We start from the raw sequence: 19065 nt of genomic DNA, 5'->3' as shown, positions 1-19065 counted from the left end.
TCAACATTAAATTATCAGTCACCGATTGAATACAAAAGAAATCGATGACCTTATCTTTTTGGTACTAAAAAGTGTGGACATACCAAAAAAACCAATATCAAGCCAAGAATTATAGTGTAAATAAGGTGCATAAGGGCGTTCACGCACATAATTAATAAATTGGTTAACATGACGCCTTAACTGACCTGTTTCAAAAGTACCGATATAGGTTTTATAACTTAAAGTATGATTTGCTTGTAAAGGAATTTCCTGAGGAATTTTTTGCGAAACGCCCCCTTCATAAGCAACGGTGTTTGTTAGCGGATTTTCGGGAATAATAAAAAAGGTATCACTAATAATGGGTGAACTCACCACCGAGCCATAAACAAAAGGTGCTTGTGAATGAAATGGCATCAAAGAAATAGCCGTCATTGAAAGTGATTTAGTTTTAGGGGTGATTTGCAGTTCAAAACTCGCAAAATGATTATCATCATTCAAATTTAATAACGTTTCAACATTAAGATCATGACCAGTATAGGTTAACGTTAAATTATTATCATTTTGTTTTAATCTTTTTAATTGAAAATCTTTATCCGTCAATTTTTTGCCCGAGCTCAGTGTAATTTCAAACAAGGTGTTCACCTTGATTTGATCACTATTTTTAGCATTAATAAAATCTAAGGAAGTAATACTTTTTTGATTGTCACTATCCGAAATTTTAATAGTCGTATTCTTCCCAGACAATTGATAGTCCTTAGCCCAAACAGAATGGATAGGTAAACACAGAGTGGACAATATCCCCACTGTTATCCAATTTTTCATACATTTTTTCATTACTACCTCACTTTCGATAACAAAACTTATGGAAAAGATTAACAAATTCAATAAGTAGTATAAACGGGTCAGAAAAAATAAATTGTGATCGTGATAGCAGTTTCTACTTTGTTCATATTCCTCAATAAATGCTTTTGGTTTTAACAAAATGAAATAGTAAATGTGGCACGATAAATCCCTGATTGAGTAAATTTAATTTAATTAACTTACAGTTAGGAAAGGAAAGAGTAATTAAAAACGGAAGCATTTAATCATTTTAGGGATATGCTTACTTTTATTGTACAATGTGATGAGACTCACAATATTGAGTTTTTTAAATAAGTTAGTGCTTTCTGTTTAAAATTTTAAATTAAGTTAATTTGCTTAACCTCATTGATTTTCATAATAATCATTCTGAGTTGAAACTTGTTCAGTAACAAATAATCACGAGTAAAAAAGTAAAAAATATCTGTCACAGAAGCTGAAAACGAACAAACTATACTTTACCAATGAGTATGAAGATAAACATCTACTTTTCTGTTAAGCTGTAAAACAATCATCTTAAAATAAAAATCTATCATTGATATGCCAACTATCAAAGAATTATTAGAAAAACAGCAAATTACCCTTTACTTTATGACGATTGTCGTTGCCATTATTTTAGCTTCTTGTATACAAGGCACGAGTATATTAGTCATAGTGATAAATCCAGTGCTTGCGTATATTTATAAAAAATGGGCATTCCGCCCATTCATTATTGTTCTAATAATTTTAGCTTAGCAATAACAGGTATATGATCACTGACTAATGGCCATTTAATACCGTTCCACTCATTACCATCATTAGGTATGGTTAATTGCTCTACACTCCAGACTTGGTTACGACTGGTAAATATGTGATCAAGATCTAATCCAGGATTGCCCGCTGGCCAAGTACGTGTATCAACACCATCTTTTTTAACTCGATTCCAATATTTATCAAGTTCTTTAATCACCCTGTCACTTTCAACAGAATTAAAGTCACCTAGTAAGATCATAATTCCCGTTGCTAAATTAGGAAACTCATCATCTAAATCAAGATCATCAAAAACGATGCTATTAATAAATCGAGCTTGTGACATTCTCACTTCATCTTCTTCATGCCAATCAAAATGACTATTGAAGATATAAATAGGAGAATCAAAGCCAGGAACATTAATCTTGCTTAGCATAAGTGACCTTTGCTCGAAAGAACCCGATGGCAATAAAAAGACTTTATTTTTTTCGATTGGGTACTTAGACAAAATTGCATTGCCGTAATTTCCCCCTTTCATTTCAGTCGCTTTACCAAAAACATAATGCATTCCAGTTTTTTCAGCTAAAACTTTTGCCTGATCCAAACCATCACTGCGAGAGGTTTTTTGATCGACTTCTTCAAGTGTAACAATATCAGCATTCATGGCTTTAATGGCATTAGCGACTAAATCTAGATCCACTTTATGCTTCCTAAGTCCACCAGCAATATTGTAATTAGCCACCGTTATTTGTGGTTGTTTACCTTCGGCATAGACTTTATTAGGCGAACTTTGATATTGTGTTTTTACCAGATCGTCATCAGCATAAACATTGAAACAGAGTGAAAACAGTCCAATCAAACTAACTACCCAAAAATTTTTTTTCATCGTTATTTATCCTTTAAAAAGATTTAGCGAGTTAAAATTGCTAAACATTAATATTACTTTAAATTACATTTTGTTTTTGAGAGTCTTATCACAACCTATCACTTTTAGCATTAAAACTGATGAATATAAAAAAGCCATACTATTGCAGTATGGCTGACTTATTAAGCAATTAAGTTAAGTTAAGTTAAGTTAAGTAGTATTGTTATTATTTATTATGAATAATCATTTGTACTGGATAGTGATCGGAATAAGTATCAGTAAATTCATCTTTCAAAACTTTAACATCAATGACATCCTTTTTAAGTTTCGGAGAAACATAAATATAATCATATCGCAATGGCGTTGATGCCTGATCATAAAATACTTTAGTCGGTGCGGTTGAAATAAATTGTTTGTTTTTCAGTTTTAAAGCATCAATATAACCCGCATCCAGTAAATTTTGTTGTACCGTATAACTCAATTGGCCATTCACAAGATTATCTAAGATTGGTCGTTTCTTTTGTTTATCTTTGATATCTTCCAATAATTTGCTGTTGTCATATTCCGTTTTGTCTGCTGGAGAGAATGAATTTAAATCGCCAGCAATGATCCATTTACCTTTTGGATCTGAACTGTATTTGATTGAATCAATAATCAAGTTGATCTCATCTATTCTTTTTGACGTCCAAAATGGATTCATATGGGTTATTACAAAATGATATTTACCCACATCCGCATATAAGGCGCCATGCCATAAATTATCAACGACTTTATTTACATTCACAATTGGGTATTTTGAAGTGATCGCAACAGGGAAAAAAGCAGGATCATCTGGTGACTCTTTTAATAATACCGCATAATTATGTCCATAGCTTGCCGCAAAGTTTTCAAGTTTTTCACGAGTAAAAAAATTCATTTCCTGCCACGCAATAATATCAGCATCTTGCATTTTCGCCCAATCAATAAATTTTTGTTTTCCTTCTGACTCATCCAATTTCATGCCATTATAGACATTATAGCTAATGATTTTTAAATCTTTTGCCTCCTCAAGTGAAGCAAAAGCCGTCGAAGAACTAAGAATTATAGCGCCGATAATAGCAGCTAATTTTAATTTAGTTTTACTCATACAAAATTCCTTTCATTTATTTACACATTTGATAGATATTATCTTGAATGATTTATAAATAAATCTTTTTTTATAATTTGTGTGATATAGCTCAATAATTTTATTTGAATTACGCATGATTGGTTGTCTTACCGGACCTTCACTTAAGGCATTAAATTACAGAATATCTTGTGAAGTAAAAAAATGAATAAACAATTTTATCGTTGTATGAGATTAAATAGGAGTAAAAAATACGGGCATAAAATTAAACTGATTTTATGCCCACTTAGTAAGTTCTTATGAAGCGTTATTAGGTATTTAATAATCGCTTTGGTTTGTTAGGTAAAGATTCACCTATTCGGTAACAAAGAAATTTATTTGTCTCAAATCATCCATTGCGTCTTCAATTTCTCTGGTGGTGAATTGGTAAGTATTTTGCGGGTCTTGACCAGAACATAGTGAATGTTTTTTCTTGAACGTTTCGTGTGAAGTCAACTGTTTATAAGTATTACCTGATTCACTGCCCTTAGTGGTAAAAAATTTATTCCAATCTTTAAGCTGTGATTCCAGAAACTCGCGTCCTTCTTTACATTCAATTTTGTCTAAATCAAGGGTTGGTAATACATGTTTCTTGATTTCAGAAAATTTTTTAGGCGTGTAAGGAAGACTCACTTTTTCATCGATATCTTCTGAATTTATGGTATCAAGAAAATCATCTTCGCGGTACATTTTACGCTTTTGTGCTTGATATTGGTTTTCACCTCGAACCGTCACGGAATCAGGCAGTTCTTCATCGACTGAATAATCCCAAGAATTACTATTTTTTTCGATAAATACATCATTAAAAATTTGTACTGGTAATTCCATCTCTGCAGGTACGCCGTTTACGGAAACTGGAATAAGTTTAAGGTAAGGCTTGATCAATTGATCATAGACTTCATCACTGTTGGTATAGTAGGTTGTTAACAAAATATAGTTACTTTGTGTTGGATTAATAAATCCAGTATTGTTTGATATTGCAGGTTTTGCCATGAAAGTAAGTGAATCACCATTATATGTTAGAGTGTGTTTGCCATACTCAAAGGCATATTTAATGCCTGATTTTGCAGGAATGGTGAGTTCTTTGTCGTCGATAGTGACTTTTATTTCGTTTGCAGTAGGATTATCAATCCATCGGTCAACAGAACTATTGCTAAAAGTAGAGTCGAAACAGCCAACTAAAGTTAAACTACAAATAAGAGTTAAAGTAGATTTAATTTTTTTCATCACATTCATTTGTTAATTTTGTTAAAAGATGGTGTAAATAATAACATAATCACTTGCAAAATTATAATATTTCTTAATGGTTTTTAAATAAAGATCAGATATTCATCACACTTTTATTTGATTGTTGATTGATTACTTGTCTTAAATTTTTCATCTTTTTATATAACACATTTTTAAAAATTTAATGAGTAATCATTACATATTATAAAAGAAGAAAGGTAAGAAAAATATTCAGGCATAATACTATTACAAATAATATTATGCCTATTTATGACGAGTGGATTAAGAATATCGTTTAGACAATTTCTAAATTATCAGTGCATTATGATTTAATTACAAAAAAGTGCACATCACGAATATCACGAATAGCATTAGTAATTTCAGTCAATGCTTTATCATAGGTACCGTCTGGATCAGTTTCAGGATTACACAATTTTCTTGATTCATAATTTTTATTACTTGTGTCATTAGACGTCAATTTATTATAAGAACTTGCAAAATCTCCACCTTTCAGCGTGAATAAATGATGCCAGTCATTTAATAATTCTTTCATGTACGTTTGACCGGCTTCACATTTTATGGCTGTTAAATCAATATTTGGAAATACATGTTTGGTAATTTCGTTGAACTTTTTGGGTTGATAAGAGAAACTGATCGCTTCTTCCACCCCATCATTTTTCAAATAATCAAGAAAATCCCCTTCTCGAAACAGTTTTCTTTTGTTATCGTAATAATACGAGCCTTTAGGTAAATTTAGCTCTTGAGATAACTCTTCAGGAAAAGGTTCATCAAACGAATAATCCCACTTAGTATCCATTCTATCGATGAATACATCATTAATCTCGACAGTTGGAAGTTCTATTTCTGCTTCTTCTCCATTGACTATTATAGGTATTTTTTTTATCGCTCTTTGTGAAAGTTTGTCATACTCTTCCTGACTTATATTTGAAGTTGAATATACGACAGTATAAATAAAATAGTTACTTTGGGTAGGATTAATAAAGCTTGCCATTCCAAATTTAGCGGGTTTAACAATGAAGTTTAGTGAATCATCGTTATACGTTAAAGTATGTTTGCCATAATCAAATTTATATTGTATGCCTGATTGTGCAGGAATCGTTAATTCATTACCATCAATAGTCAATTTAATTTCATTAGCCGTCGGATTATCTATCCAACGATCGAGTGAACTACTTTCAAAGCAGCCCACCAAGCTCAAACTGCAAGTAACAAGTAAAGTATATTTTATTTTTTTCATCGTATTAAAATTTTGAAATTATTATTAATGTGGATAAATTTTATCATTAATATTAATAAAGACCTACTTCAAATCACTGTTTATCTAATTCGTTACAGAGATAACTAACTGGATATAATCATTATGCTATAAATATATACAATAACTGATTAAGTAAATATTTTGCTATTAATAATAACGTTATCCCTGCAAAAAATTTCAATAATTTAATCTACTGTTGAGGCCAGATGAATCGACCTTTAGCATCAGGATGTTCGTTAATAAATCTTTTTAAAACATCAGACTGATAAAGCGCTTTAACCTCTTTAGCCCATGCCGTATTTAAATTCTCTTTTTTTACCACGACCATTAACTCCAAATTAGGGGATAATTGTTCTTGAAATAAAACATTATCAGCGGGTATCTTACTTAACCATGCTACACCTCCTGGCATAATGGCATAATCCACTTCACCTAACGTTCTGGGTATGATTTCTGATAATAATAATCTAAATTTTAAGTCATACTTATTTTCAGCAATGTCATTGATATTTGCTGTACCCGATTTTGTGTCTGGTTTAAGTGTGATCCAATTTAATTTTTGCAACAATAACAGCGCTCTAGCGGTATTAGAGGGATCATTTGGAATAGCAATTATTTGATTTGGGGCAATCTCATTAACAGACCGATGCGACTGTGAAAACAGCGCAGCCGAAATGGATGGAATATGGACTAATGATACTAAGTCGTTATTCGTTTCTTTATTATAAACATCTAAATACGCTTGATGCTGAGCTGCATTCATATCAATACTACCTTCAACTAACGCAGTATTCGAATCTCTTAAAGAACTAAAATTAACCAGTTTTACCGTATAACCTTTTTGTTCTAATTCTGGTTTTACCACTCGCTCCATCAAAATATTGTGCATACTCGGCGGTAAACCAACAACGATCTCTTTTTTGTCAGTTTTATTGGCTTGTTCTGGATTTGATTTTTGTTCACAACCAAACAAAAATAAACAGCTCAACATTAAAATGGCTAAATTAAAAATCCTTCGCATCATTAATCCTTAAATTTGAGTATATTAAATATATCTAAATAATATTTATTATTCTTACCACTAACATTATAGTGACTAGCGCAGCAATCGTTTAATACAAAAAAATTATATCATTATGCAAATTGGCTATATGCGAACAAAATTTAATAGAAAATAGTTAAGTTTGAAGAAACTCGAAATAGTACTGAGATAAATGATCACTTTTCCAACTCAGTAGGACATAAGATGAGTAATTTTCGTAACAAAATTAAAAATTAGTTATTTCATTTTGTTATAGAATTGCTGGTAAATTTTTCTAAATTGAATTTGATGGCTTGATATCAAGTTAAAATTTAACCGATATTGATTTAATTAAAAGTAAGATAGAGTTAAACCTTAAGGCTATTCTCAAGCTTTTTGACAATTACCCCTAAAATGATATCAAACCTTTTTAAGGGTAATAATTTCAATCACTCAATTCGAGTTATAAAGCGCCCATAATACGATGTGGTATGTAAAGTTCCTCAAGATAAGTAACATCTTCTTGCGTTAATTTAACCTTCAATGCCCCTACTGCATCGTCAAGATATTGCGTTTTAGTTGCACCAATGATAGGTGAAGCAACCCCTTTAGCAAACTGCCATGCTAAAGCCACTTGTGTCATAGTTACATTATATTTTTCGGCAATTTCATGAACTCTTTTTACAATATTGGCATCGGTATTTTGGGTACCGTCGTATTTAGAGATAGCGACCTTATCAGTTTTACTGCGTAATGTGTCAGCTTTCCACTCTAAACGAGACAATCTGCCTGCCGCTAAAGGGCTATATGGCGTTAATGAAACATTAAATTGCTTGCAAACAGGAATGAGCTCACGTTCATCTTCCCGATACAATAAATTATAATGATTTTGCATCGATACAAACTGTGTCCAGTGGTTTTGCTGAGCAGCTAATTGCATATTATGAAATTGATAACCATACATCGCTGACGCACCTAATGCACGGACTTTTCCTGCTTTCACCAGATTATGCAACGCTTCCATTGTTTCGTCTATCGGCGTGCTATAGTCAAAACGGTGAATAATATATAAATCCACATAATCAGTGCCAAGGCGTTTAAGTGATCCATTGATCTCTGTCTCGATCGCTTTTTTGGAAAGATGACCTTCATTAAAATAAACTTTGGTTGCAATCACAACTTTATCGCGGGCAATGTTTCTTTTAATTGCTCGTCCTACATATTCTTCACTGGTACCTGCCGAATAAGTATTCGCGGTATCAATAAAATTAATCCCTAAATCAAGAGCGTGTTTAATAATCGCTTCACTTTGATCAGGATCAAGTGTCCACGCATGCATTTGACTAGCTGGATCGCCAAAACTCATACATCCTAAACAAAATCGCGACACTTCAATGTTCGACGTGCCAAGTTTAATGTAATCCATAACTTCCTCCTTTCTTGCTGCTAAATTGACTTAGGTAAACGATTGCTTTAAAAACAGATCACAGTGTTTTTATATACTGATTTTAAACAGTAATTTTATTGAGATAAACAGGGTATTGATTTATAGTATGATGAATAAAATTCATTAATCCAACCCGATATGTATAACTTTAATGAACTAAATTACTTTATAACGATAGCCCAAGCTGGCAGTTTTGTAAAAGCGGCCAAGTCTTTACAAATTTCACCCTCGGCACTGAGCCATAGTATGCGTAATTTAGAGAGCCGTCTTGATTTACGATTATTTAATCGTACCACCCGCAGTATGTCATTAACCGAAGCAGGCGAACAGTTATTTAAGCAAGTTGCCCCCTTATTCAAATCGATTAATGACGAAGTTCATGCCTTAGCAAATTTTCTTGAAACGCCGTCGGGAACAATCAGAATTAATTCGACCAGTCTTGCGGTAGAAATGATTCTCTATCCTAAATTGCGCGATTTTTTAACTCAATATCCTCAAATAAAAGTTGAAATTCAAGCCGACAATAATTGGGTCGATATTGTTGAACAAGGTTTTGATATGGGCTGCCGTATCGGTGACGATCTCGCTAAAGATATGGTTGCAGTAAAAATATCAGAGCCGTTAAAAATGGCACTGGTTGCCAGCCCAGATTATTTAAAAAATACCACAAAACCCGAGCATATTAATGATTTAGATCATCATAAATTAATAGGATTAAGAATCTCTTCTCATCATGGTGCAGAATTATCATGGGAATTTAACGATAATGGTAATACTCTAATTTATCATCCTTCATCACAATTAATTTTTAATAATCATCTCCGTAAACAGGCAGCATTAGACGGTTTAGGTATTACTTGGGTGGGTCGGTTAGAAGTAGAAGAAGAATTAGCAAAAGGAACATTAGTGGAATTATTAGCCGATTTTGCCATGACCTATGAACCATTTTATATCTATTACCCAAGCCGAAAAGGTCATTCAAATGTATTTAAATTGATTTTAGAAGCGTTAAAATACTAATTCACTCAAGTTGAACAAAGAATATACTGTTTTACTTAAATTTATTTTTTTCTAAAATCTAAGCATAACCTGACACTTTTTGACAAAATACCCCTTTATCGATTCCGAAAAGTTCATTTTATTAAATCCTATAAACAATAAATAAAGTTTAATTATTCATAAATAGATAAACAGATGTTAAATGATAAATACAATTATATTAAATAATTAACATTAGACCTGTAAAAATTATTCAGGAGTCTATACCATTTCATTTTTTATAAAATTTCGATAGACAGTCAATAAAGTTTAATTATTCATAAATAGATAAACGAATGTGAAATGATAAATCCAATTCAATCCAATTAAATTAAATAATTAACACTAAATCTGTAAAAATTATTCAGGAGTCTATACCGTTTCATTTTCTATAAAATTCTGGCAAATAGTCAATAAGGTTTGATTAATCATAAATAGATAAACGCATGTTGAATAATAAATCCAATTATATTAACTATTTAACACCAAGTCTGTAAAAATTATTCAGGAGTCTATACCGTTTCATTTTTTATAAAATTTCGATAGACAGTCAATAAAGTTTAATCATTCATAAAGAAATAGGCGAATGTAAAATGATAAATCTGATTAATTCAATAATTAACATTAAACCTATAAAAAATTATTGATGAATGTGATGCATCTCTTATCGTTTAACATTATAGTTAATAGGCTATCGTCCTATTTTCCAAACTCTCTCCAACTCAAGTAAAAACTTATAAGAACAAGTCGGATTAAAAATTAGATCTGACTAAAGTCAAATTTTTGATAATTAGCACGTTTAATAAGCGATCGTTTTCCTCTCAATGGTACTAAGGATTGATTGTTCGTTTACATCATTTAAATCAAATTTTAGATTTTACGACTTTTATTAATTATTTTGTACTCAATTTATATCAAGTAATTGTGACCTAAAATCGATTTTTTACTGAAACACATGCATGACCTGAAACTTTTTTACAAGAAAAATGCATCATTTTAAATCAATTTATTATGACTGCTGTAATTATAGTCTATTAAGCCTTGACGATTTATAAAGCCAATGCTACTATTTGCCACCTGTTGAGACAGAGCACTACGGCGCGTTGGCAGAGTGGCCATGCTGCGGATTGCAAATCCGTCTACCTCGGTTCGACTCCGGGACGCGCCTCCATAAACTTCTCAAAATCACACACATTAACATCCCTTTCCCTTTAAGTTATCGTTTATTTTCCCTATTCAAAATTAATAATAAACCGAATAAATCTTAGATAAGTACTTAATCAATTCTGTTATTTTAATTATCATTACTTTAAATAATTGAATTAAGATTGATGATTGCTTTCTTTGTGTGCAATTTAAAATATTTTTCAATTTTTGAACTTATTTACTATACTGACGTTCAGGTATTTCAATTTCGAGGTGAGCATGATTAATTTGAAACTCAGGGAAGTAAAAAATGACCTGTCGGTAAAAGAATTGGAAGTTGCGCAGTACATTATAACCCACTCTCAATCAGTAAAAAATATGAGTATTCAAACATTAGCTAAGCTTAATTATGTTAGTACTAGTACAATTTTAAGATTATGCAATAAACTCGGTTATAGTGGATTTAGCGATTTTAAAGTTGATCTTATTTCATCGTCACCACAAAAATTTAGTACCGATATCTTACAAGATGATATTAACCTTAATGATACCTTGGAAGATGTGAATAGAAAAGTTCAGGCTATGGAAAAATCCTCTATCGACGATACCCATTCAATCGTAAACCTTAACGCATTGGATAACGCCATTGATTTGATCATAGCGAGTAACAAGATCGTTATTTTTGGAGTGGGCAGTAGCGGTTTAGTTGGAAAAGAGTTGGAGTATCAACTCATTAAAATTAAAAAAGATGTTAATTGCCATTTTGATTCGCATATCAGTCGAAGTATTGTTAGCACGCTCGGTAAAAATGATTTGATCATTATTATTTCACATTCAGGTGAAACGCCAGAATGTGTGGAGCTATTAAAACTTGCCGAAAGTTTAAAAGTTCCCTCTATTGCAATCACAAAAATGGGGCAAAGTCAGATATCTTTATTAGCAAACATTGTGTTACATACTACCTCGATGGAGCATGCTTCACGACTGATTCCAATTCGTTCTAAAATTTCGCAAATATCGGTTATGAATATGTTACTGACCAATTTATTCATCCGAAAATATGATGAACATTTGCTTGAGCAGACTCAAAGTCGCGAAAAACGTAAATATCCCCATCATAAATAATGTCTCAAAGGATATTTTCATAATTTTTATTAAAGATATATTAATGATTTTTACTCATTAGTCTTTAATGTTATCGTATTTTTCTTGTCACTAAATTGTTTAAACCATTCATATTATGAATACAATATTATGTTATTTAATGACTTTTTAAATTAAACATGATCCAGTTCACAAATTCCTAAAAATCTTAAAAAAAAAGATGACTTAATTTGCACTTAGATGTAATTTTATTACTAAATAATTTTTAATTTAAAGTAACATTATTACATTTAGTGATAATCTAGTTTGATAAAGGAAATTGAAAATGGAACGACAATTACCCATTATTTTAGCCAGTCATGGGCCTTTTGCTCAAGGTGCGCTTGAGTGTGCCCAAATGCTTATGGGACAACAACAAGGTATCAAAGTAATATCCGTTTTAGTTGATAGTAATATCGATAATCTACGCCAACAAATGTCTGAAAGTTATCAGAGTCTGAATAAAGGTGACGGTGTCATTATTCTCGTTGATATTATGGGCGGTACACCGTGTAATCTTGCCGGTGAATTATTAATACAATGTGGTGATGTATTGCTATTTAGTGGGTTTAATATTCCTGTATTGCTTGAAGTTTTAAATAATAGAGAAGGATCACTTAACGACGTTAAAGCTGCCATTGAAGAAGTTTTTCCGCAAAGCTGTGTTGACGTTGCACAAGTACTAAATTCTCAACGTGAACAATCTACTGATTTGTAAGGAGAACAATATGCCAATTAATGTAGCTAGAATTGACGATCGTCTTATTCATGGACAAGTTATCACCACTTGGGTAAAAAATTATAATATTGAGCAAGTCCTAGTAATTAACGATAAAGTTGCCAACGATAAAGTTCAACAATCAGTATTAACCATGTCTGCCCCACCAGAATTAAAAGTCTTAGTATTTGGCGTTCAACAATTTATTGAAATCCTCAAAAAAACACCTATCAAAAAACGCACAATGTTGTTATTTACCAACAGTATTGATGTCGATGCGCTGGTATCAGGAGGACTAGAGATTGAAAAACTCAACGTTGGAGGAATGCGCATGCAAGAAGGACGTCATCAATTATCACGGGCTGTTTCTGTCACGCCTGAAGAAGAACAAGCATTCAAAAATCTGATTGAAAAAAATGTGATTGTTGAGGTTCAAATGGTTCCCAAAGATCCTGTTGTTTTACTCAAAACACTGATTAATTAGTCTTAATTAACTATTTATTAATTATATTTGGAGGTTAACCTATGTTAACACAGGCTATTCTTGTCGCCATTTGGGCGGGAATCTGTTCATTAGATGATGTTGGTCCACAAATGCTACGACGACCATTATTAACAGGAACGATAGCTGGCATTATTATGGGCGATCTGGTTCAAGGACTTGCAATCAGTGCCACTCTTGAACTTATGTGGATGGGTATTGGTAATGTGGGAGCCTATTCCGCACCTGATATTGTTGCAGGTTCAATAATTGGTGTTTCGCTCGGCATTGCTACTCAAGGTGGAATTGCTGCGGGTGTCGCATTAGCACTTCCTGTTTCAATACTTTGCCAGCAGTTATTAATTGTTTGGCGATCTTTTGCTTGTTTTCTAAATCCATTGGCAGAAAAAAGTATTCAAAATGGTAGTTATAAGGGACTGGTCAAAGTTCATTACTTTTCTACACCGGTTTGGTTCCTGATTCGTGCTGTACCTTGTTTCTTAGCAATCTATTTTGGTAGTGATTTAATCAAAACCATTTTAGATGCGATTCCGAAAGATATCATTACAGGTATGGGCGTTGCGTCAAAATTAATTCCTGCTGTGGGTATCTGTATTTTATTACTCATGCTCTTAAAAGGCACCATGTGGTTTTTCTTTCTACTTGGTTTTGTACTAACCAGTTATCTTGATTTGCCAATTATCCCAATTACTTTCATTGCACTAGCGTTTGCGGTTTTATATGACATGGCGTTTATGGCTGGTAAAAAGAATGAAAATTCAAGTAGTAACACAGAGAATAAATCTACAGTAAATAATAGTGTAGTTGAAGAGGAGTATGATCTATGAATAACGAAAAGAAAATTACCAAAAAGGATCTCAATAGTGTCTTTTGGCGTATACAAACCATACCTTTTTCTTTTAATTATGAAAAATTACAAACCATCGGTTTTGCACATTGCATGATCCCCATTTTAGATCGACTTTATAAAGATGCGGATGAAGAGACGCGCATCCGTGCAATGAAACGTCACTTTGAATTTTTTAATACCCAAGTTAACGCTGGTGCATTGATATTAGGTGTTACAGCTGCAATGGAAGAAAAAACCACAGAAGAAGAAAAAGATGCGGTAATTTCGTTAAAAGCGGGGTTGATGGGACCTTTTGCCGGATTGGGCGATAGCTTATTAAAATTCACTTGGATGCCAATTTGTGGCAGTATCGGCGCGGCTTTTGCTTTACAAGGTAATGTGATTGGACCGATATTAATGTTCTTTATTTATAATTTAGTCAATATACTGAGCAAATATTTCTTTGTTCATTATGGCTACAATAAAGGGGTTGATCTTATTGAACAATCTAAAAATTCAAATATTATTCAGAGAATTAGCAATTTAGCCAATGTGGTGGGGGTTATGGTGCTCGGCTCCCTCATAGCCACGACCGTTAAAGTTTCAACGCCCCTGTTAATAGAAGTTGGTGAACAGTCAATCAAAGTACAAGATATGTTTGATAAAGTCATGCCGAATTTATTAACTATTCTTTTTGCTTTAGGTGTGTTTTATTTAGTCAAAAAATTCCAAGGAAAATACACTGTTTCACTAATTATAGCGGTAATGGTGATTGGAGTAATTCTTTCAATGTTGGGTATACTAAATTAATTAGGTAAATAACGATGGAAAAACAAAATAAAGAAGCTGTATCAGCGGTGCGTAATAATCAAGGACAGATTGTCATATCATTTGATTCATTAGATCAACAATCCGTTGATCTTTATTGGACTCAAGAGGCTAATGCTCATACCCAAACTAAAACATTGATTGGCAAAAATGTACAAAGTCCGGTGATTTTTGATGATCCGTTACAAGCTAAAAAACGTATTTATTTCATTTTAGAAAAGGAAGGCAAATCACCCTTAATATTTGGTGAAAGAACGTTACCAATAACAGGTTTGAATAATTTCCGAGATTTTGGTGGTTATGTTGCTGCTAACGGTAAACGTGTAAAATGGGGACAATTATACCGTTCCAATCACCTTCATGGTTTAAAACCCGATGCACAACAATATATTACTGCATTAAATATTAAAACAATTATTGATTATCGCAGTGCTAACGAAATTAAAACCAGTCCTAATTCATCCATTGGGGAAAAACAGACATTTCATTTAGATGCATCAGCTCAAACGGCGGAACTTGCAGCTCAATTTGCAGCCGACCCAAGCAATGAAGATCAAGCATTGATTGAAAGTGTACTAAGAGATATTCCTCGAGAATTAGTTAATGGTGAAGGCATACAAGTGCTTGAACAATATCGTAACTTTGTGTTAAGTGAAAAATCTAAAAATGCTTATCGACAAATGTTAAAGGCTGTTTTAGATGCCGACAACAGTCCAAGTCTTCAACATTGTCGTGGAGGTAAAGATAGAACAGGATATGGTGTATTATTGATCCAAATAATGTTAGGTGTATCTGAATCCGATATTATTTATGATTATATGCTGACTCATGAAAATCGTTTAGAGCGAAATAAAATCAAAATGGCTGCCTATCGTAAGATTACCGATGATGAAGATGTACTCGGTTATTTATTGAGTTTAATTGATACCCGCGTCAGTTTTATGATGGAAATTCTTGATACAATGAAAAAAGTGGCTGGCTCACCAGCAAATTACATTAAGCAAGAGTTAGGTTTTACAGATCAAGATTTTAAAACCATGCAAGATCTTTATTTAGAATAATAATTTATTGCAATCATTCTTTTAAAAGCGCAAATAATGAAGTGCCCCCATAAAGTTGGACACTTTTATTAAGCGGCTTGTAAGGCCTGATTTCGATATTCAACCGGAGTCAGGCCTTTTAATTTGGCTTTAATCCGTTTGGTGTTGTAGTATTCTATATATTCTTCTATTTTTTCAATCAATTCATCTGCATCATAGTGAGTAATGCTTGGATCGGATGCTTCATAATAAACTTATCAAATCGTTTAACCTGACTACGGCAAGAATACCCTGTTGTCAAACAACGTTCTTTAGGATAGCTGGTCAATGCTTGTTGCCAAGATAATTCATATAACTGTTTTGATGCTGTAAGATTATTAACTTCATGCCCATAAGTGCCCGCCATACCACAACACCCTACTCGGATTGGTTGTAAATCAGTACCAAACTGTTTAAAAATCTGTTGCCACTGTTGATTACTGGCGGGTAATTGCGTCGTTTCGCTACAATGCCCTAGCAAATACCATTTTTCTCTATCAGTTGTTTTTAATTGTGGGCTGTTTGGCAAGTGGTCAGCGATATTGGTTAACCATTCATGTGAAAGCAATACCTTAAAATTACTGACTTTATCTTGAAGTATAAGTTTATATTCATCTCGATAGCAAAGTACCAATGCAGGATCGACCCCGACCATGGGTATACCCAATTGAGCTATTTGTGATAATAGTTGCGCAGCTGTTTGTGCCGTCTTGGCAAATTGCTTTAAAAAACCTTTTATGTGTTGAGCTTTACCGTTGGGTACAAATGGTAAAACGACGGGTTTATATCCTAACGTTTCGATCAGGCAGACAAAATCATAGACCACTTTGGCATCATAATAGCTGGTAAATGGATCTTGAACGACAAGTACATACTTAGCGCGCTCCTCTTGTGAAAATTTCTGTAGTTGTTCAAGTTTGATATTTGCAGTGTTATGACCAATCAATTGTTTTTTTAATGTTGGCACAGACAACATAGGTAAACTGGCCATACCCACGGTTTTATTAGTCACATATTCTGTAACGGGCATCTTCATAAAAAAATTAAAAAAGCGTGGTGCTTTTGCCATTAAAGGCAGGTATGACTCAATATTTCCCACCAAGTAATCGCGCACAGGTCTTAAATAACGGGTGTGATATAACTGTAAAAAACGCGCTTTGAAATCAGGTACATCGATCTTAATCGGACATTGTGTTGAACACGCTTTACATGACAAACAATGATCCATTGAATCTTTTACATCATGTGAAAAGTCATATTCTCCAAATTTTGCTTTAACGGTGTTGGCTATTTTTTTAGCAAATACAACTAACGAACTGTGTTTTGTTGTTAATAACGAATTAAGTTCTTGTTCTGTCATACCTAATTTAACCATTAAACGTAGCCATTCGCGCACTAAGGTTGCTCGGCCTTTTGGTGAATAAACTCGATTACCTGATAACTTCATCGATGGACACATGGGACTATTCACATCAAAATTGAAACAAAGACCATTACCATTACATTCTGTTGCTCCGTGAAAAACTTCTTTAACACTTAATGGAATTTGGCGATCATAAAAGCCCCGTGTGGTAGAATCGACGGTTAACATGCCCTCATCAACATCTAATGGTGGACAAATTTTTCCCGGATTTAAACGATTATGGGGATCAAAAGCAGTTTTAATTGTTCTTAAACCTTGATATAACTCTTCACCAAAAAAAGCAGGACTGTATTCACTACGAAACCCTTTACCATGTTCACCCCATAGTAATCCGCCATATTTAGCAGTTAAAGCGACAACTTGATCAGAAATAGTTTTCATCAGTTTTTCTTGTTCAGGAACGCACATATCCAAAGCTGGGCGAACATGCAATACTCCTGAATCAACATGGCCAAACATACCATAAGACAAATGATGACTATCAAGCAAAGCTCGAAATTCAGCAATATATTCCGCTAAATGCTGCGGAGGCACACATGTATCTTCAACAAAAGGAATCGGTTTACGCATTCCTTTAGCATTACCAAGTAATCCCACCGCTTTTTTTCGCATTGCATAGATCTTCTCAATTTCATCTAAGTTTTCACATGTTTGATAACCTATGATACCTAAGGAATGATTTATCATGAGTTTGTCAATTTGCTTACTTAAGTTATCGAGTTTACCTTTAGTCAACTCATAATCATTACCTGCAAACTCAACAATATTGATACCTTGCATATCATGCCCGATAACATCGGTAATTAATTCTTTAATTGATTGCCAGATAATATCTTCTTTAGCCAGTCCTAAAACTTTTGAATCCACTGTTTCAACAGACAATGCTTCAGCATTTACTAAAAAGGGGGCATTACTTAATGCGGATTGAAAAGAGTCGTATTTAATATTCATTAAAAAACGATATTTTGGTTTGGGGATGATATTTAATTTAGCTTCGGTAATAAAGGCTAATGAACCCTCACTACCAGTAAGAATGCGTGTTAAGTCAAATTCGGTTAAATTATCATTGAAGACATTTTTCAGATCATAACCAGTTAAAAAGCGATTTAATTTTGGGAATTTATTTAAAATAAGTTGGCGATGATTTTTACAATATTCATATACCGTGCGGTAAATCGCTGAATCATTAGCCAGATTCTCAACTTCTGTAATACTTTTTTTGTTTGTTTCAAGGATCTCACCATTAATTAATACGGCTTTAACGCTTAAAACATGATTGGATGTTTTTCCATAAACCATCGAGCCTTGTCCTGAGGCATCGGTATTTATCATTCCACCAATCGTAGCTCGATTACTGGTAGATAATTCGGGTGCAAAAAAGTAATCGTACGGTTTTAAATATTCATTAAGTTGATCTTTAATCACCCCTGCTTGGACTTTTACCCAACCCTCTTCAATATTGACCTCTAAAATTTGATTCATATAACGAGAAAGATCAACTACGATACCCCTATTTAAAGATTGTCCATTTGTTCCGGTACCACCCCCTCGTGGTGTAAACTTTAAAGTTTGAAAGGTGTCTTGATTGGCTAAATGCGTTATTAATTGAACATCCTCAGTTGAACGAGGAAATAATATCGCTTGTGGCATTAATTGATAAATACTGTTATCCGTTGCCATAGTCAAACACGAAGCATAATCGCTTGCTATATCACCGGTAAAGCCAGATTCTTTGAGAGCAATTAAATATGTTTTTGTAACCTCATCAAGTTGAGGTGAGTTTGATAGTCTAGGGATCATAATGAATCTA

16 protein-coding genes, 1 tRNA gene and 1 pseudogene are annotated in these 19065 nt (G+C 33.1%); 9 read left to right on the top strand and 9 right to left on the bottom strand.

Features of this window, described 5'->3' with window-relative positions:
• Nucleotides 1-18: 18 nt before the first annotated feature.
• Nucleotides 19-801, bottom strand: coding sequence for a hypothetical protein (locus H3S73_RS13930; protein WP_305040907.1), 783 nt, complete (start codon nt 799-801; stop codon nt 19-21).
• 576 nt (nt 802-1377) lie between these two features.
• On the opposite strand from H3S73_RS13930, the gene H3S73_RS11160 reads away from it, so the two are divergent.
• Nucleotides 1378-1572: a hypothetical protein gene (locus H3S73_RS11160; RefSeq protein ID WP_198248904.1), complete on the top strand. Its 195-nt coding sequence runs from the start codon at nt 1378-1380 to the stop codon at nt 1570-1572.
• Here the strand turns inward: H3S73_RS11160 and H3S73_RS11155 are convergent.
• The 6 genes from H3S73_RS11155 to H3S73_RS11130 all read right to left on the bottom strand — a co-directional run bounded on the left by H3S73_RS11155 (nt 1547) and on the right by H3S73_RS11130 (nt 8528).
• Nucleotides 1547-2452 carry an endonuclease/exonuclease/phosphatase family protein gene (locus H3S73_RS11155; RefSeq protein ID WP_144091455.1) on the bottom strand — a complete coding sequence of 302 codons (906 nt, stop codon included), beginning with the start codon at nt 2450-2452 and terminating at the stop codon, nt 1547-1549. The two genes, H3S73_RS11160 and H3S73_RS11155, sit on opposite strands and share 26 nt — an antisense overlap.
• A gap of 205 nt (nt 2453-2657) precedes the next feature.
• Nucleotides 2658-3557, bottom strand: coding sequence for an endonuclease/exonuclease/phosphatase family protein (locus H3S73_RS11150; protein WP_198236652.1), 900 nt, complete (start codon nt 3555-3557; stop codon nt 2658-2660).
• A 333-nt stretch (nt 3558-3890) separates the two neighbouring features.
• The gene (locus tag H3S73_RS11145) at nt 3891-4802 is read right to left on the bottom strand and encodes a hypothetical protein (protein ID WP_086327663.1); all 912 of its coding nucleotides are present in this window, start codon (nt 4800-4802) and stop codon (nt 3891-3893) included.
• Nucleotides 4803-5124: 322 nt separating this feature from the next.
• Complete coding sequence (locus H3S73_RS11140) at nt 5125-6060, bottom strand: hypothetical protein (protein ID WP_198236651.1); 936 nt, start codon at nt 6058-6060, stop codon at nt 5125-5127.
• A 211-nt stretch (nt 6061-6271) separates the two neighbouring features.
• Nucleotides 6272-7102, bottom strand: coding sequence for a MetQ/NlpA family ABC transporter substrate-binding protein (locus tag H3S73_RS11135; RefSeq protein WP_198236650.1), 831 nt, complete (start codon nt 7100-7102; stop codon nt 6272-6274).
• 463 nt (nt 7103-7565) lie between these two features.
• A complete protein-coding gene (locus tag H3S73_RS11130; RefSeq protein ID WP_198228368.1) occupies nt 7566-8528 on the bottom strand; it encodes an aldo/keto reductase in 963 nt (320 codons plus the stop codon).
• A gap of 159 nt (nt 8529-8687) precedes the next feature.
• Here H3S73_RS11130 and H3S73_RS11125 point away from each other — a divergent pair, with 159 nt between their 5' ends.
• The 8 genes from H3S73_RS11125 (at nt 8688) to H3S73_RS11090 (ending at nt 15814) form a co-directional block, all read left to right on the top strand.
• Nucleotides 8688-9569, top strand: a complete 882-nt coding sequence (locus H3S73_RS11125) for a LysR family transcriptional regulator (protein ID WP_198236649.1) — start codon at nt 8688-8690, stop codon at nt 9567-9569.
• Between the two features lie 1115 nt (nt 9570-10684).
• A tRNA-Cys gene (locus H3S73_RS11120) sits at nt 10685-10758 on the top strand.
• Nucleotides 10759-11012: 254 nt separating this feature from the next.
• The gene (locus H3S73_RS11115) at nt 11013-11858 is read left to right on the top strand and encodes a MurR/RpiR family transcriptional regulator (RefSeq protein ID WP_198236648.1); all 846 of its coding nucleotides are present in this window, start codon (nt 11013-11015) and stop codon (nt 11856-11858) included.
• 304 nt (nt 11859-12162) lie between these two features.
• Nucleotides 12163-12594 carry a PTS sugar transporter subunit IIA gene (locus H3S73_RS11110; RefSeq protein ID WP_198236647.1) on the top strand — a complete coding sequence of 144 codons (432 nt, stop codon included), beginning with the start codon at nt 12163-12165 and terminating at the stop codon, nt 12592-12594.
• A gap of 10 nt (nt 12595-12604) precedes the next feature.
• A complete protein-coding gene (locus H3S73_RS11105) occupies nt 12605-13078 on the top strand; it encodes a PTS sugar transporter subunit IIB (protein WP_198228376.1) in 474 nt (157 codons plus the stop codon).
• Nucleotides 13079-13119: 41 nt separating this feature from the next.
• Nucleotides 13120-13923 carry a PTS sugar transporter subunit IIC gene (locus tag H3S73_RS11100; protein WP_198228378.1) on the top strand — a complete coding sequence of 268 codons (804 nt, stop codon included), beginning with the start codon at nt 13120-13122 and terminating at the stop codon, nt 13921-13923.
• A complete protein-coding gene (locus H3S73_RS11095; protein ID WP_198236646.1) occupies nt 13920-14735 on the top strand; it encodes a PTS system mannose/fructose/sorbose family transporter subunit IID in 816 nt (271 codons plus the stop codon). Before H3S73_RS11100 ends, H3S73_RS11095 begins: the two co-directional genes overlap by 4 nt.
• A 14-nt stretch (nt 14736-14749) precedes the next feature.
• Entirely contained in the window at nt 14750-15814 is a 1065-nt protein-coding gene (locus H3S73_RS11090) for a tyrosine-protein phosphatase (RefSeq protein WP_198236645.1), read from the top strand.
• A 68-nt stretch (nt 15815-15882) separates the two neighbouring features.
• Here H3S73_RS11090 and H3S73_RS11085 read toward each other — a convergent pair.
• Both H3S73_RS11085 and H3S73_RS11080 read right to left on the bottom strand, forming a co-directional pair.
• Nucleotides 15883-15984, bottom strand: a pseudogene (locus H3S73_RS11085) (IS3 family transposase); the annotation flags it as partial.
• A gap of 8 nt (nt 15985-15992) precedes the next feature.
• On the bottom strand, nt 15993-19055 hold the full coding sequence (locus H3S73_RS11080; protein ID WP_198236644.1) for an FAD-binding and (Fe-S)-binding domain-containing protein: 3063 nt from the start codon (nt 19053-19055) through the stop codon (nt 15993-15995).
• Nucleotides 19056-19065 lie beyond the last annotated feature (10 nt).

The organism is Gilliamella sp. B14384G12 (assembly GCF_016101825.1).
In the GTDB taxonomy this organism is placed as follows: domain Bacteria; phylum Pseudomonadota; class Gammaproteobacteria; order Enterobacterales; family Orbaceae; genus Gilliamella; species Gilliamella apicola_N.
This window is presented reverse-complemented; position numbering and strand designations above follow the sequence as displayed.

Bases quoted from the DNA above. Each gene is read 5' to 3' on its own strand.
- H3S73_RS13930 (WP_305040907.1), bottom strand. From the start codon at position 801: ATGAAAAATTGGATAACAGTGGGGATATTGTCCACTCTGTGTTTACCT.
- H3S73_RS11095 (WP_198236646.1), top strand. From the start codon at position 13,920: ATGAATAACGAAAAGAAAATTACCAAAAAGGATCTCAATAGTGTCTTT.
- H3S73_RS11130 (WP_198228368.1), bottom strand. From the start codon at position 8,528: ATGGATTACATTAAACTTGGCACGTCGAACATTGAAGTGTCGCGATTT.
- H3S73_RS11160 (WP_198248904.1), top strand. From the start codon at position 1,378: ATGCCAACTATCAAAGAATTATTAGAAAAACAGCAAATTACCCTTTAC.
- H3S73_RS11080 (WP_198236644.1), bottom strand. From the start codon at position 19,055: ATGATCCCTAGACTATCAAACTCACCTCAACTTGATGAGGTTACAAAA.
- H3S73_RS11125 (WP_198236649.1), top strand. From the start codon at position 8,688: ATGTATAACTTTAATGAACTAAATTACTTTATAACGATAGCCCAAGCT.
- H3S73_RS11150 (WP_198236652.1), bottom strand. From the start codon at position 3,557: ATGAGTAAAACTAAATTAAAATTAGCTGCTATTATCGGCGCTATAATT.
- H3S73_RS11090 (WP_198236645.1), top strand. From the start codon at position 14,750: ATGGAAAAACAAAATAAAGAAGCTGTATCAGCGGTGCGTAATAATCAA.
- H3S73_RS11140 (WP_198236651.1), bottom strand. From the start codon at position 6,060: ATGAAAAAAATAAAATATACTTTACTTGTTACTTGCAGTTTGAGCTTG.
- H3S73_RS11115 (WP_198236648.1), top strand. From the start codon at position 11,013: ATGATTAATTTGAAACTCAGGGAAGTAAAAAATGACCTGTCGGTAAAA.
- H3S73_RS11145 (WP_086327663.1), bottom strand. From the start codon at position 4,802: ATGAAAAAAATTAAATCTACTTTAACTCTTATTTGTAGTTTAACTTTA.
- H3S73_RS11100 (WP_198228378.1), top strand. From the start codon at position 13,120: ATGTTAACACAGGCTATTCTTGTCGCCATTTGGGCGGGAATCTGTTCA.
- H3S73_RS11135 (WP_198236650.1), bottom strand. From the start codon at position 7,102: ATGCGAAGGATTTTTAATTTAGCCATTTTAATGTTGAGCTGTTTATTT.
- H3S73_RS11110 (WP_198236647.1), top strand. From the start codon at position 12,163: ATGGAACGACAATTACCCATTATTTTAGCCAGTCATGGGCCTTTTGCT.
- H3S73_RS11155 (WP_144091455.1), bottom strand. From the start codon at position 2,452: ATGAAAAAAAATTTTTGGGTAGTTAGTTTGATTGGACTGTTTTCACTC.
- H3S73_RS11105 (WP_198228376.1), top strand. From the start codon at position 12,605: ATGCCAATTAATGTAGCTAGAATTGACGATCGTCTTATTCATGGACAA.